Raw genomic sequence first — 14,215 nt, forward strand, 5'->3', positions numbered from 1 at the left:
TGATCGCGGCCGCCGTTCCGGCGCGTCCCTGATCGGCCCGTGCTCTCGATACTCCCTCGCGCCCGCTCAGGCGGGTGAACGGGGCAGGGCGGAGCTGCATGTCCTTGTTCCGGAAGGACACATCATGACTATTTCCTCCACCCCGGCCCTGCCGGAAACTTTCGCTGCTTTTGCGGAAACCTTTGAAGCGATGGCTCAGGCGGCCGTTTCCCGCTTCAGCTATGATCCCACGCGCAGTGACATCACGTTCGGCCGTCATGGCGAACTTGCGGCGCTGGTACGCTCCGCTACCACACTCGAGGGCGGGCTGATCGAACAGGGATTGCGCCTGTTGCTCGATGCCGATCCGCGGTTTCTCGTCATCGAGCCTGTGATCCGCCTGCCGATCCTCAAGGAGGCCGTCGCGGCGGTCAAATCCAATGACTTCAGATCTTTGGCCAAGGTGCGGTTCGACCCAACGAGCTACACCGCCCTTCATTATGCGCCCGACCTGATCGTCATCGATCGCGCGCGCCAGCTTGGGCATATGCTCGAGCTCAAGCGCTGCAGCCAGAGCTTCGGCAAGGGGTATCTGAAGATGCTGCAGTCGAAAATGCGCGCGGCTACGCTCGTCCTTCCCCACATGTTGTTCTATCGCGGCTACCCGGCGGTGAGCGACGTTCATATGCAGATCGTCGACTGCGAAGACAGCGATGATCGCGATCTGGTTGTGGGCACGCGTGATCTCGATCACACTTTCGATTGCCCCGGCATCGGCGCGGCGCTCGACCATCTGCGGCACCGCTTTGCGCTGGCCGTGCAGGCCCGCATCGATCATTGCATTGGCGGGAATGACCGGCGCGATCCCGATCCGGCCCATGATGCTGTTCCCGACGACTCTGACCCCGCCGATCGGTCCGCGCCCGAGGTCGCTGTTGCTCCGGCCCAGCCGCCGGCACTCGGCGCAGTCACGGTGACCGTCGGCCGCAAGCGCGGCCGTCCGTCGAAGGGTGCCGAGGCGGCCACGGTTGCCCAAGCCCGCCGCACGCCTCGACCGGATTATCCTGCAAGCATCTCGACGGGCGCGATCGATCCCGCGCACCCCGGCGATGATCCGGCGACCATCATCGCCCTGGCCCTGCGCATGGGATTGATGGGGCAGGTCGATGGCACCGGGTTGCCGCCGGCACTGGACACGAGCCTGCGCGATCTCGCGGACGAGGGCGAGCCGGCTGCCGTCATGGTGCGCGACTGGCTTGACCGTGTGCTCGTGTCCAAGCCCTACGCGGCCGACGCCGCCTAGCCCCTATCTTCGGCCGGGCGCGCGCCCGGCCGCTTTCCCCTTCCCCATCTTGACCAGCCGCAGCGCCCCCGGCGGGCGCGCGAAAGGAGCCGTCATGCCGTCCCGTTTTCCCCGCCCTCTCGCCGCAGCCGAACGCAAATCGGCCGGCGCCATCCTGCCCCAACTGATCGTCCGCAGCGCGATGGGCAACCGTTTGCTGCGCCGGATCGCCGACATCAATTGTGCAGCAACCGGTGTTCTTGTCCACGTGCCAAGCCAATCGTGGTTGTCACTGGTCATGGAGGGGCTTACCGAATGTGCGCCAAACGCGATCATCGAAATCCTCAAGTCGGGCCGCCATTCGCGCTTGGGCGACAAGAACAGCAATCTCCTCGACGCCTTGGCCGACGGCCGCTCGGCGATCGGGATCACGGCCGAACCGCAACTGGTGAGCCGCGATTTGCGTGCGGCCATCGATCATGTCGTTCAAATCGAGCGGCTCGGGGTCAGCCCCGTGCGCCAGGCGATCACGGAGGTGACCGGCCAACGCGTGCGGGGGCTCAGCGAATCTGACATCGACGGGCTCGATCCGGTCGCAATCATGTCGGCGATCCGCAACTGCAGAAAAGCGCGTGAGGCTGTCGAACGCATCCGACAGCTGCGCGCGCGCCTGTCCGCGCCGCAGATCCCGGACGCCGTGCCCGGGCTCGACCAGTTGCCGCTCGTCGGTGAAGTCCGTGACTGGGCCAACGGCATGCGGCAGGATCTGGAGGCCGTGGCGCGGGGGACCCTGCCGATGTCCGCGGTGCGCTTTGGCGTTCTCGAGGGGCCTCCGGGCACAGGCAAGACGCTTCTGGCCGAAGCGCTGGCGAAATCGAGCGGTTGGCGTTTTCATAGCTCGAGCGTCGGCGCCTGGTTCAATGCCGGCGAAGGTCACCTGGGAGATGTGACACGTATTTCAACTGAATTTTTCGACGGTCTGCTTGCAGGCGACAACGTGATCGGGCTGCTGGACGAACTCCAGTCGATTCCCGACAGAGCAACGCTTGAGAAACGGTCGCGCGAATGGTGGACGCCTGTCGTTGACAACGTCCTGATCCAGGTCGACCGAGTCCGCAAGTCCGGCCGGAACATCTTGTTGATCGGGGCATGCAATCACTTTGATTTTCTCGACGCAGCCCTAGTTCGCGGCGGGCGGCTGGAAACCCGCATCAGCGTTCGCCCGCCGAACACCGCGCAGGAAGCCAGAGAGGTCCTGGAATTCTATTGCGGGGCGCGCGTGCCCGGGGATGCGCTCGACACGATCGCCAATCTGATTGTAGGGTTGGCGCCAGCTAACATTGAGTCCGGTGTGCGCCAGGCGGAAGGGTTGGCGCGCCGCGGCGGAAGGGACCTGTCCGTTGACGACCTTCTTGCTGGCTTCGATCTCGACGCGCCTAAATCGCCTGATGCATTGTGGCCAATCGCGCTGCACGAGGCTGCACATGCGGTTGTCGGCCTGAAACTAGGTGTCGATGTCGTTTCGGCCTCGGTTCTGCCTGCCGCCAACTCCCAAGGGGCTGTGGCGACCGACTGGGGTGACTCCCCGATCACCCGTGATCGACTCGAGGCGATGGTCAAAGTCGGATTGGCCGGTCGCGCCGCCGACGAGTTGCTGGGGTCTGGTCCAAGTGCCGGCGCACGCTCGGATCTGGTGCATGCAAGTGACCTGCTCACGAGCGGGCGGTATGAAATGGGTCTTTACGACCGCCTTGGGGTGTCCACTGGCCTTGGCAAAGTTCATGACGACCAATGGTTAGAAGACCAGTTGTCGCGGCTCATGGAAGAGGTCCGGCAGCTGGTGCTCGAGAACCGTGATGTGATCGAAGAGCTTGCAGAAGCACTCATTGCGAAAAAACTGCTGCGTGCAAAGGATCTGCGGACGTTCGTGGGGGCAAAACCATGAACTGGAGGTTCCTGCTCGACCGGCTCGAGGGTGCCTACTCGACCAATACGATTCGCGGCTATCGCGGCGATTTTGAACAGTTTGCCAATTGGTGCCGTCGCAAGCGCATGCGGGCTCTGCCCGCCGAGGCTAAAACGGTCGCGAAATTTGTCGATGAGCACAGCGACATGCTCAAGGCCAGCACGCTCAAAAGAAAGCTCGTCGCGATCAACAAGCTGCACCGCCTGGCCGGGTATGTGCCTATCGCCGATGATGAAGAGGTGCTCCTGGCTGTGCGGCGGGTCAAGCGCGCCCAGCCTGGCCGCCCCCGGCAGGCGCTCGGCATCACTTTTGAACGACGCGAAAAGCTGATGGCTCAATGCGGCGACGACCTGATCGGTCTACGGGACCGCGTCCTGGTGGCGGTGGGTTTTGATACGCTTTGCCGCCGCAGCGAGCTCATCGCTCTACGTGTCGAGGATTTTCAGCTCAATCCAGGTGGCACGATGTCTGTTTTGGTTCGGCGTGCGAAAAATGATCCCGAGGGCTTGGGACGTGTTGCGCATCTCTCGCGTGAAACTACGGAGATTGTTCAAGACTGGATCGCAACGGCGCAGATCGAGCGTGGTCCGCTGCTGCGGCCAATCTACAAGTCCAAGGTCGGACGCCGCTATCTCTCACCAAGCGTTGTCGGCCGCGTGCTCAAGCGCTTGTCGGAGCAGGCCTATGACACGGATATAGCCTATAAGGTAAGTGGTCACTCCCTCCGCGTGGGTGCGGCACAGACCCTGACAGCTCGAGGCGTGGGACTGCTGCCGATCATGTCAGCAGGTGGCTGGAAGTCAGCGAACATCGTTGCTCGATACGTCGAGAACGTCGACCAGAACCTCTGGAGTTAGCACGTCATGCTTCGCCAAGGCTGCCTAGCGGGCGCCGGTGCCAAATAGAACCGTTTTTACCGTCTTGAAGAGGATCTGCAGATCCAGATCGAAGGAAAGATGCTTGATGTAGTAGAGGTCGTAAGCGAGTTTTGTGATCTCTTCGTCAGTTGTTGCGGCGTAGCCCGAGGTCACTTGAGCCCAGCCGGTAATTCCTGGCAGCACGAGGGTGCGCAAGGCATATTTTGCCTCGGCCCGTTCACTTGCCTTTGCCACGTAATGCGCTACCGGCCGTGGACCTATCAAGCTCATGTCACCAATGAGAATGTTATAGAGCTGTGGTAGCTCGTCTAGCCTCAACTTCCGGATCAGATGACAGCCCGGGATAACGCGCTTGTCTGCCGATTGGGTCGATCCGCCCCCCGTTCCCTTGTACATCGTCCTGAATTTATACATCCGAAAGATGCGGCCGCCGAAGCCATTTCGGTGTTGGATGAACAATACCGGCCAACCATCGCGGGCCAAGATGTAGAGGGCTGTTAATATGGCTAAGGGGACTGTCAGAAGGAAAGTGACAAGCACAAAGGCTACATCCAGCAGACGTTTGGTGCGGGCATAGATGAGCTGACTCGGGCTATAGGCGAGATGTGCCAGGTCGAAGGTGGCGACATCTACGCGGCCGAGGCGGATTTCCATGAATCGCGTCCAAGGCATGATGTCGACGCCTGAAAGATAGCAGCGGGCCAGCATATCGGACCATTCGGCGGTGTGGTGTTGGGTTGGATCGATCAGAATCGTATCGAACTGCGAGATGTCCGTATCGGGATCGGTGATGAGCGCTACGCCGGAGCCGAGGAGATTGATGACGGCGGGGGCACCGGTGAAACCGATGAGGCCGACGCGGGCGGTGATGGAGCGGTGGAAGCCGATATTGGCGAAGGCGATGAGCACCATGGCGATGGGCGCGGTGGCGGCGAGGGCGCTGTAGGAAAGCGGAATTCTTATTGCAGATAAGAAACTTACGGCAAAACTGAAGTAGATGGCGACCACTGCGACGGCGGCGAGAATGGGCGATTCGTTGCGGCGGAAGGCGCTGAGGGTGAAGGCGGAGAAGATGGGAATCGTGGCGAGGACGAGGGCGGTGATTGTGCCGTTTTGCCAGGGATTCCGGCCGGTTCGGGTGTAGATGAGGAGGTACACCAGGGCTTGCAGCGCGATGGTGAGGAGGACCGGGAGGAGGAAGGTGGCAGCATCGCGCAGATAGCGCATGCGGCGGGTTCTGGCGCCGAGGGCGGTGAGGTGCGTAAGATCCCGATTTTGCTGAACTTTTCCGCCCTTGCGACGCTTAGGGCGGGCGGCGGGATGGTCGGTCATGGTCATCTTTTCTCTGCCATGGCAGGACTGTTTACGATCCCCAAGTCGGTGTCGCCCATGCCCGCCCGAAAGTCAACGCCGCCGGGCCCCGAGCGGGCATATACGGGGTGAGATCAGCCAATGTGCCGATGATCGACAAGTCTAAACGGGAATTGAAAACACCGTTGTGCGGTTTGAACCATATCGACGGTATTGAACCGGCTTGAGGCACCGTGTTTACGGCGTTTGCTCAGGGCGATGACCGCTCGTTTTTTCTCGGATCGAATCTTTGCATAGCGCGGTATGCTACGTGTTGGAGCGGAGCGGGTAACAGGCTACGTAGGAACGGGACGAAGCAGGCAAGCTGCTTCCAAAGAGGAAGACCGATCTTGCGTGAACCGTTAAAGCCGATAACCCCCTGCTGCCACATGTCCTTGCGTGATTGCCGTTTGTGGGTGTCGGGTGTGAAGCGGTACTCGATCAACGGCTCGGGTATATTGCCAAACCGCATACCCGCTGCCGCGCATCGGAACCAAAGCTCATAATCCTGGCGACGGCGCAGTGAAGGATTGTAGGAGCCAACCGCCAAGATCTTGTCACGCCGGAACATCACCGCGGGATGGATGATCGGGTTGGCCCAAAGGGTGCTTATAATATCCTCGTGGTTGATTGGCACCGTTCGCAGGCGGCCCTGCGTGCCGTTGCCATCGATCTCCACTGCATAACCACTGACCAAATCCAGAGCAGGATTCTCCGTAAAAGCGGCATATTGGCGAGCGAAGCGATCAGGCAGCGCGATGTCGTCGGCATCCATGCGAGCGACCAACTCGCTGGCACTCTCTGCGAGCCCGACAGCAAGGGCGGCGCCGAGACCGCGATTCTGACTGAGTTGTAAGCCTCCGTTGACGACCGCAGCTATTTCGCTTTTGCCCTGGGATTCCACTTGCGGGCGTAGCGCTTGAGTTCTCCTTCGATGGCATCGACATCAACCAGACGTGGATCGAAGCCGTTCTCAAGATACCATTCACGCATTTCGGCATGATCGTCATGGCTTGGGTCGTTGATCGCTTCGAGGAAGAGTTCGAAGCCCGGAGGGCCGCCAATGTCTTCGGGCGGGGTCCGTCCCTCGGCCAGGATCAACTGGGGATACAGGGCACCGGGCTCGGGCTCGCAGATAAAGTTGATCCGAATGGTGTGCTCCCAGCCATCACCGAAGTCATAGAGATAGGTGATGGCACGAGCATTTGTTTCCTGAAGAACCCGGAGCAGTGTTGCCTTGGAGGCGTCGCGAAGATCGGTGCCAAAGTCATGATCGGGAACGCCCCACCCGATATCCTGGTAGCGGAACTCGTAGAGATGGCTATCGGTCCAGCCAAAGGCGATCTGCAAGACGATGTGGAGCCGATCCATGCGCAGGTTGAGCGGCACGATCAGTTTGCGCCTGACCTGCGGCTCGACGTCCTCGAGAATGACGGTGATGGTGGCAACGAAGTGGGATGCAGGGCTCATGCAACGAGCTTAGCGGCATCCTTGTCAGCGTTCCAGTTCCAGGGAAGCAGTTCCCCCAGCCGGTTCTGCGGCATGTCGGCGATGCGGGCGAGCACGTCGGCGAGCCAGGCTTGAGGATCGATATCGTTGAGCTTGGCCGAGACAATGAGGGTGTACATGAACGCGGCCCGGCGGGCACCGCGGTCCGAACCGGCGAACAGCCACGCTTTTCTGCCAAGGGCAATTCCGCGCAGAGCCCGTTCTGCCGCGTTGTTCGAGAGGCATATGCGGCCATCCTCAAGGAACGCGGCAAAGCCTGTCCAGCGCGCGAGCATGTAGTTCATGGCCTTGGCCACGGGAGCGTGACGCGATAGCTTTTCGCGCTCGGTCATCATATAGGCATGCAGCTCATCAACCAGTGGCGTGCAAAGCCGCCGCCGCTCGGCAAGGCGCTGATCGGGCGGCAGGCCATAAAGATCGCGTTCGATGGCAAAGATCTCGTCGATCCGGCGCACCGCCTCGAGCGCCACCGGGGATATGGCGCCGCCCTTGCTCTTCTTCTTTCTCACCCTCTCGATATCGGCGAGCTCGAACAATGGTCGTCGTCCGTGCGCCCAGCAAAAGGCCGGCTGGATGGGCTCACTGCGGCGTTCGGGATCGAACAGGCCGTTGTAACCGGCAAAGGCGTCCACCTGCAGGATGCCGGAATAGTTGGCAAGATGGCTTCTTGGATGTTCGCCCCTGCGATCGGGTGAGGCGTAGAACAGAGCTGCCGGACCGTCAGCGCCGCCGAAGGGACGATCGTCGCGTACGTAAGTCCACACCCGACCCGTTCTGGTCTGTCCCTTGGCCAGGATCGGCACCGTGGTGTCGTCCCCGTGCAAGCGATCGGCGGCCATCACGTGATCGGCGATCAGATCATGGAGCGGCTTGAGCGCCACCGTTGCAGCGCCAATCTGGTCGGCGAGCGTGGAGAGGCCGATGGGCACGCCCTCGCGGGCGAAGCGCTCGGACTGGCGGTTGAGCGGCTGATGCTGGCCGAACTTTTCAAAAAGGATCGTCGCCAGAAGATTGGGGCCGGCAAAGCCACGCGGGGTGGGATGGAACGGCGCCGGCGGCTGGCTGATCTTTTCGCAATCCCGGCAGCTGAACTTCTCCCGTACCGTCTGGACCACCTTCCACTGACGCGGGATCACTTCGAGCGTTTCGGTCACGTCCTCGCCCAGCTTGACCAGGTGATCGGACCCGCAGCATTCACAGGCTTGCGGTGCCGGCACCACGAGGCGCTCGCGCGGCAGGTGTTCGGGAAAGGCGCGCCGTTGTGCCCGCTTGCGGGTAAAGGCTTGGACCGAAGTGGTCCTGACTGCGGCCATCTCGGCGGCAAGCTCGTCTTCGGTGGCTGCTGCTTCGAGATCCTCGAGTTCGAACTCGAGCTGGTCGAGCAGCTTGGCCTTCCTCTCGGAGCGCTGTCCATAAAGACTGCGCTTGAGCTTTTCGATCTCGAGCTTGAGACGGGCGATCTCGGCGTCGCCATCGGTCTTTTCTGCAACAACCCGCGCCGCTTCGGCTTCCGCCAGATCAGCACGCTGTTCGGCTGCGGCAAGTGCAGCGCGAAGGGCAGCAATCTCGGCGTTTCCGGCAGGTTCGACCATGCCGTGACCTTACCAGAATCTGGTCCTCGCCACGAGCTGGTTGGACCCGTTTTGCACCAGATGAGTCACCGTGTCGCGGTGCACTATGGTCATCCCGCCGAGAGTGGCCGCCAGGTCTTTTGCGGCATCCGCCAGTCGATCCCTTCAAGCAGATATCCGAGCTGGGCGGGCGAGATCGTCACAACACCATCGGCCGGCGAGGGCCAGAGGAAACGCCCGCGCTCGAGCCGTTTGGTGAACACGCATGCGCCCTGACCATCATGCCAGATGATGCGAACCAGATTGCCCTTGCGACCCCGGAACACGAACAGATGTCCGCCATGGGGATCGCGCTTGAGCACCTCCTGCACCACCAGCGCCAGAGAGTTGAACCCCTTGCGCATGTCAGTGTGGCCCGCTGCCAGCCAGACCCGCGTCCCGCTCGGAACCGGGATCATCGGTCCACCACATCGAGCAGGCGACCCAGCACCTCAGGTGCAATATCGGAGCGCATGATCATGCGGCGACCATTGCGCAGCACGATCTCGACAGGACTGGCTGAACCATCCGTGGGCGGCTCTGGTGGAAGGCTGCCATCGCTGGCATGACCCCCACTCCCATCCAAGCGCACCGGATAAAACGAAGGCGCCTCGTGACCTAGCTGTCCCTCGCGATACGCCTTGCGCCACGCAAAAATCAATGGCACCGCAATGCCATGCCGTCGCGCGGTCGCCGAACCCATTCGCGGGGCCGACAAGCTTTCTTCAACGATCCGGATCTTCTCCGCATCACTGAACCGCCGGCGCCGGCCTGTGTCCACAATCTCGAGCCGCTCGACGCGACTTTTGTCAGTAAGGATATCCATACTGATAGTTTGCTACCAGATCGGCCCCTCGGGCCAAGGCGGCCCTCAACGGAGGCATACACTGAGTTTGACGTCGCGAATGTTGAGTGCGCCGCGGAAGGTGTCGATGATGGCTGACAATCTGTCCGGCAACGGGCCATCCCAAACCAATATGATCTCAGTCGGCTGCAAAGTTTGGGTTGAGAGACTTTGGAGCGAGGTGCGTAGATTGTCGGGACGCTCCTTGGCAAAGACAGCCATGAGGACTGAAATCATAGTTCAGGCAGCTCCATGACATAAAGCTGACGCGTCCCGGAAAATACCGAGTCGAAATAAACTCGCCGCCCATCAGGCGAAAAGCGCGGATGAAGATCACAGCGCGACTCTCCTCGATATGCCAGCCCATGGTAGAATTCCCCAAGCAGCTGGACCTCACCATTACGCCAGTTGCACAACAGCAAAGTCTGCATGGCCGCCTTGTTGGGATATGTGTCGGTTACGAACCAATCACCATGGGCATGAGGATGTCCATCTCCGTACAAGTCGAACTTTCCGTCGGCCGCTGAACGCATTTCACCAGATTCAACGTTAACGATCCAATACCCATCGCGTCCGTTCTGCCCGCGCATGTATCCGAGTACTTCGGAACTAGAAATCCAGGTGCAGTGACTCACCATGCCGGTATCGGTAAGCAGCTTCATGTAGTCTCCGCTGGAACCGCAGACCAACAACCGGTCCTCTCGGATGCCGTTCACGTAGCGACGGTGCAGCACTATAAATCTGTCCCCGCGCGGAGAAATCATTGCATGGTTAAACTTATGATATCCGTCTGAAAAGTCCCTTGCAGACGAAACCTCTATAGCTTGTTCCAACGGGTAGATTAGCTCGTCCGACCCGCTCCGAAAATCTACTCGCCAGATTCCGTCACTAACGGTGTCGTTCAGTTCTTCCTTGGTAAGCGGCGGCAGAGCGCGATATCCGTAATCCGGGCGCAGCGCTTGAAGTCGACGATAGTTGAGCGATAGGAAATATTGGTCTCTGTATAGGTCTTGTACAGGTCGCTCATAAGAGCAAATCTCGTCCGTCTCTAAATTCACCATTCGTGCGGTATATCTGGCGCCATTTTGCTCGACGTCATTGTAGATAAACCGATTGCGGTCTATCCAAAGGGCGCGCGCCCCTTGTTGCCAGTTATAGGCTGGGGTGGAATGTTCAGATAAGTTCACGCCAGCCTTATCGAGCACTCTAACCCTTAGCGGATCGCGTTCGCTTGGATATTGTCGACTATCGATATCTGAGGTGTTGACGAGAATGTGGCCAACGTCATTTTCAGGTGACCGGTCATAATATCCAAAGAAAGATGTCTCGACTCCCGTTTCTACCGCCCGTATGAAATTCTCAGTCTTTGAAGTATATTTCTTCTTGTGCAGCTCGTAACTTAGCCATTGATACACGGCCTTGACGCGGGACTTTGCGCGTGGAAAACGGCCGAGCAACCTCGCAATTTTGCGCTCCACCCCCTTGTAGCTTGCATTGCTCATGGATTGGCTATCTCGTCGTACAAAAGTTGGTATTTCTCTGCCATTTTCTGAGCCGAAAACATGTTGGCGGCCGCTTTGGTGCCCTCGGCGGCATCAGTCAGCAGTTGGCCGGCTGCGAATTTGCTCATTCTCGTCGCCAAGGCATGTGGGCCGTCCTCGAGCGAGAAAAGCGAACTGGCCCGCGGTTCTGCATCGTGTAATTCCCGATGTGAGGGAATGTCGGATAGGATTGCCGGTAGCCTTGCGGCAAATGCTTCCAGCACCGAGTTGGGCAGGCCTTCCGATCTCGATGCTGAGATAAAACAATCGGCCGAACTGAGGAAGGGCTGCACATTTGACACTTGACCGGTAAAGACCACTGAATCCCCAGCATAAGCTTCAAGTGCCCCGCGCTCGGGTCCTTCGCCCACCACTAGCAGTGAACCGTCCCTGGCGCGTCGATACATTTTGAATGCATCTATGAGGACACGAACATTTTTTCGGGTAATCAAACTGCCGGTAGTAATAAACACGGGCCGTTGTAAGCCATCGCTAGCCCGGGGCTCCGGTCCAGCACCCCCTAGCACATCCACGCCGTTCTGAATTGTTCGCGAAATCACTCCGTGCTTGGCCAACTGGTCCTCAATTGCTCTGGAGCACGAAACAACATGTTCGCAAGCCCCCAGAGCCTTCATGTGAGTTTGCGCCATCCACCGCCCGCGCCAGCGTCCGAACTTCATGGGGTAGTCATCGTAGGGATAGTTGTGCGCAGTGCTCACCCATTTCGTGCCGTTTAACTTGGCTAATAGCACGTCAGCTCGAAATCCATGCGTGTGAACAACGTCGAACTCCGAGCTCGCCAAGTACTCGGATAGCCTTTCTCTTCCCCTAATTAAACCATCCAGGCGCTTCATGCCAAGGGACTTAAGATTTACGCCCAACTTGGCAAAGTCGTTCCACCGAGATTCCGATGGCTCAGGTGAAAGTGTAAGTATCGTCGTCGAAACATCAGTTTCCAGGTGCGATAATAGCCCATACACCACGTTGACCGGACCGCTACGTTTTAGAGTCGAGAGAACAAGCAGTATACGCATCTAAATTGCCAACCCATATTCATTAAACCCGCGCATCAAATTCAGCGTCAACATGGCGGCTCCATACAGTATAACGAACGCTATCCCGGCAACCCGATTGGGAACGGAAAGTGCAAGGGAAACGACTAGTATCGGCTCTACTATTCCAAAAAAGGTGGAAATTCTAGCAGCCAATATGCCAAAGTCGTTAAAAAGGAACCGCCAGGCTGTAGCCAAGAAAAGGAACAGAACCTGGACATCGAAATGCTTTGTCACCTGCCTCGCTGATCTTGTTAATGCAAGCGTTGCTAGTAATAATGCCAGATTCTTTAGGTTTGTAATGTCCGTGACGCCCAGTGGTTCGGCATGCTGTGATTCGTAGTATCGCTTGACCTTATCGGTTAGGGGTCCTAGGTCAGGTAATACTTGCACGAGTATCCCGGAAAATCCTATTGCGCCACAGGCTATGGAAATCGCAGTGACGGCAATAATCTGTCGTCTAGATAACTTTATATAGGAGGCCGCATACGGAATGATATAAGCCAATGCGCCCATGTGTATTAAACTTGCGATCACAATAGTGATTGCAATTGTATAGTGTCGTCGCTCACTGATGAGGCGAATTAAGAATAGCCCAAGGGCGGCAGCAATGCCGGCACGTATTTGGTTCATATCGCGGTATAGAAAAGTATGGCAGAAGTATACAAGTACAGATAGGCCAGGTATCGGTGAATACTGTCGATAATTGTATACAGTCGCCGACACGGATATTGTTGCTATAATTAGGAAAAGCCAGGTGTAGTTTTCGGTGAAGGTGCGAATGGTTGAGCCAAGCGCTATATATAGGGGCTCCATTCCCGCGCTGTCCCACGAGTAGACGTACTCTCCGCTGAGCCACTCAGTTATCGGTGGGATGGTAGTAAAGACCTTGATATAGCTTACGTCGTCGAAACCTACTCCGGCACGACGTAATCCGGCAAAACTGATGAGGAGTATGGCCGACGAGATCAACCAAACACCGGAAAACTGTCTGGTTTCTGGCAGTTTCCCGAGAGCCGCCAAGGTAAGGAGAGCAGCAAACATCAAATAGTATGGCAGCATCGCGAGTCCGTGCTGAGGAATTTACTGGCCGTTTAAGCGTGGAGACGTTCCGATCTCCAAGAGTTCCAGATAGAACTGGCCGGCCGCCGCGGCAGTAAAGTTCTGCAGCCAAGCGCCGCAATCCGGCGGCATTTGACTGTCCAGGGTTTCCAACATTGCCCTTGCGAGTGAGTTGGGGTCGCCCACCGGTGTTAGTCGACCCCAGCGCCCATCCTGCAGTATCTCGCGAGGGCCGCTGGGACAGTCGGTGCTAACTACTCGTGTGCCACAAGCCATCGCCTCAAGTAAGACTGTCGGCAGGCCTTCCCATGAGGAGGACAGGACAAACAGGTCAGCTCGCCGCATCCAAGGATAGGGGTTTGCTACAAAGCCCGCCAGCCACACATCCTCAGCCACACCGAGCTCGTTTGCCATACGTTGAAGCGAGGTGCGCAATTCGCCTTCCCCCAGGATGACCAGCTTGGCTCTTCTGTGCTGCCGAACATGCGCAAACGCGTGTAAGAGTGTAGGATAGTCCTTTTGTGGGACTAACCTCCCTGCGGCAACGATTAGGGGATCGTCATCCTCCCACTCAACGGGCTCGTAGGAGCGCTGCAGGAGTGTTGCTGAAATAACAGGATTATAGATGGTCTTAACTGTCTGCGGCGGTAGGCCAAGAGCAGCTTCCATATCCCGCGCCACGCCGTCAGAAACCGCAACGATCTCATCCGCCAATCGGTACGATTTCGCCATAGCGACTCGCAAAATCTTGTGCTTTAAAGTTCCTTTTAAATCGACGCTTACGGTGTTGTGCTCAGTTAACAGCAGCTTTGTCGACGGAGATGCGAATCGAGCGAGTGAGGCTAAGATGTTTGGAACTGGCAGCGAACTAATGATGGCTTTGGGGCGGGTGCGATACAGATATAGTACTAACGGAAACAGCGCATAAATCCCACGTGAGACGCCGAGATCAATTAGTCTGACCAGGGGGGAGATCTCATCTCGATAGGGCCCCTCTCCGTTCGCTACGACAAGATCGACTGATTGCCCCAAATGCGCAAGTTCGTTGGCAAGCGTCACCGTAACGCGTTCAGCGCCACCACCGCTCAGCCCCCCTATAAACAAAGCAATGCGAGGCGATCCATCTGGACTAGACATGCCGC

Annotated in this window: 14 protein-coding genes; 3 read left to right on the plus strand and 11 right to left on the minus strand. The window is 58.4% G+C overall.

Annotated elements, in window-relative coordinates; translation table 11 throughout:
- The first annotated feature begins 124 nt into the window (after window positions 1–124).
- The 3 genes from ACP148_RS17685 to ACP148_RS17695 all read left to right on the plus strand — a co-directional run bounded on the left by ACP148_RS17685 (window position 125) and on the right by ACP148_RS17695 (window position 4,084).
- A complete protein-coding gene (locus ACP148_RS17685) occupies window positions 125–1,282 on the plus strand; it encodes a hypothetical protein (protein WP_421952730.1) in 1,158 nt (385 codons plus the stop codon).
- A 94-nt stretch (window positions 1,283–1,376) separates the two neighbouring features.
- On the plus strand, window positions 1,377–3,206 hold the full coding sequence (locus tag ACP148_RS17690; protein WP_421952729.1) for an AAA family ATPase: 1,830 nt from the start codon (window positions 1,377–1,379) through the stop codon (window positions 3,204–3,206).
- Window positions 3,203–4,084: a tyrosine-type recombinase/integrase gene (locus tag ACP148_RS17695; RefSeq protein ID WP_421952728.1), complete on the plus strand. Its 882-nt coding sequence runs from the start codon at window positions 3,203–3,205 to the stop codon at window positions 4,082–4,084. Before ACP148_RS17690 ends, ACP148_RS17695 begins: the two co-directional genes overlap by 4 nt.
- A 24-nt stretch (window positions 4,085–4,108) precedes the next feature.
- On the opposite strand, the gene ACP148_RS17700 is transcribed toward ACP148_RS17695, so the two are convergent.
- The 11 genes from ACP148_RS17700 to ACP148_RS17750 form a co-directional block, all read right to left on the minus strand.
- Window positions 4,109–5,443, minus strand: a complete 1,335-nt coding sequence (locus ACP148_RS17700) for a sugar transferase (RefSeq protein ID WP_421952727.1) — start codon at window positions 5,441–5,443, stop codon at window positions 4,109–4,111.
- 223 nt (window positions 5,444–5,666) lie between these two features.
- Window positions 5,667–6,359, minus strand: a complete 693-nt coding sequence (locus tag ACP148_RS17705; protein ID WP_425033602.1) for a glycosyltransferase — start codon at window positions 6,357–6,359, stop codon at window positions 5,667–5,669.
- Window positions 6,332–6,925 (minus strand): plasmid pRiA4b ORF-3 family protein, encoded by a 594-nt coding sequence (locus ACP148_RS17710; RefSeq protein WP_425032991.1) that lies wholly within the window; start codon window positions 6,923–6,925, stop codon window positions 6,332–6,334. The genes ACP148_RS17705 and ACP148_RS17710 overlap by 28 nt, the downstream gene beginning before the upstream one ends.
- Window positions 6,922–8,556: an IS66 family transposase gene (gene tnpC, locus ACP148_RS17715; protein WP_421950144.1), complete on the minus strand. Its 1,635-nt coding sequence runs from the start codon at window positions 8,554–8,556 to the stop codon at window positions 6,922–6,924. Before tnpC ends, ACP148_RS17710 begins: the two co-directional genes overlap by 4 nt.
- Window positions 8,557–8,645: 89 nt before the next feature.
- The gene (tnpB, locus tag ACP148_RS17720) at window positions 8,646–8,993 is read right to left on the minus strand and encodes an IS66 family insertion sequence element accessory protein TnpB (RefSeq protein ID WP_421950145.1); all 348 of its coding nucleotides are present in this window, start codon (window positions 8,991–8,993) and stop codon (window positions 8,646–8,648) included.
- Window positions 8,990–9,400, minus strand: a complete 411-nt coding sequence (gene tnpA / locus ACP148_RS17725) for an IS66-like element accessory protein TnpA (protein WP_421950146.1) — start codon at window positions 9,398–9,400, stop codon at window positions 8,990–8,992. Before tnpA ends, tnpB begins: the two co-directional genes overlap by 4 nt.
- A gap of 45 nt (window positions 9,401–9,445) precedes the next feature.
- Window positions 9,446–9,655: a glycosyltransferase gene (locus ACP148_RS17730; protein WP_425033603.1), complete on the minus strand. Its 210-nt coding sequence runs from the start codon at window positions 9,653–9,655 to the stop codon at window positions 9,446–9,448.
- On the minus strand, window positions 9,652–10,920 hold the full coding sequence (locus ACP148_RS17735) for a TolB family protein (protein WP_421952725.1): 1,269 nt from the start codon (window positions 10,918–10,920) through the stop codon (window positions 9,652–9,654). The genes ACP148_RS17730 and ACP148_RS17735 overlap by 4 nt, the downstream gene beginning before the upstream one ends.
- Window positions 10,917–11,993, minus strand: a complete 1,077-nt coding sequence (locus tag ACP148_RS17740; protein WP_421952724.1) for a glycosyltransferase — start codon at window positions 11,991–11,993, stop codon at window positions 10,917–10,919. The genes ACP148_RS17735 and ACP148_RS17740 overlap by 4 nt, the downstream gene beginning before the upstream one ends.
- Window positions 11,994–13,073: an EpsG family protein gene (locus ACP148_RS17745; protein ID WP_421952723.1), complete on the minus strand. Its 1,080-nt coding sequence runs from the start codon at window positions 13,071–13,073 to the stop codon at window positions 11,994–11,996. It abuts the gene before it with no gap.
- A gap of 21 nt (window positions 13,074–13,094) precedes the next feature.
- Window positions 13,095–14,210 carry a glycosyltransferase gene (locus ACP148_RS17750; RefSeq protein ID WP_421952722.1) on the minus strand — a complete coding sequence of 372 codons (1,116 nt, stop codon included), beginning with the start codon at window positions 14,208–14,210 and terminating at the stop codon, window positions 13,095–13,097.
- Window positions 14,211–14,215 lie beyond the last annotated feature (5 nt).

It is taken from the genome of Pelagibacterium sp., from assembly GCF_965249125.1.
Lineage (GTDB): Bacteria > Pseudomonadota > Alphaproteobacteria > Rhizobiales > Devosiaceae > Pelagibacterium.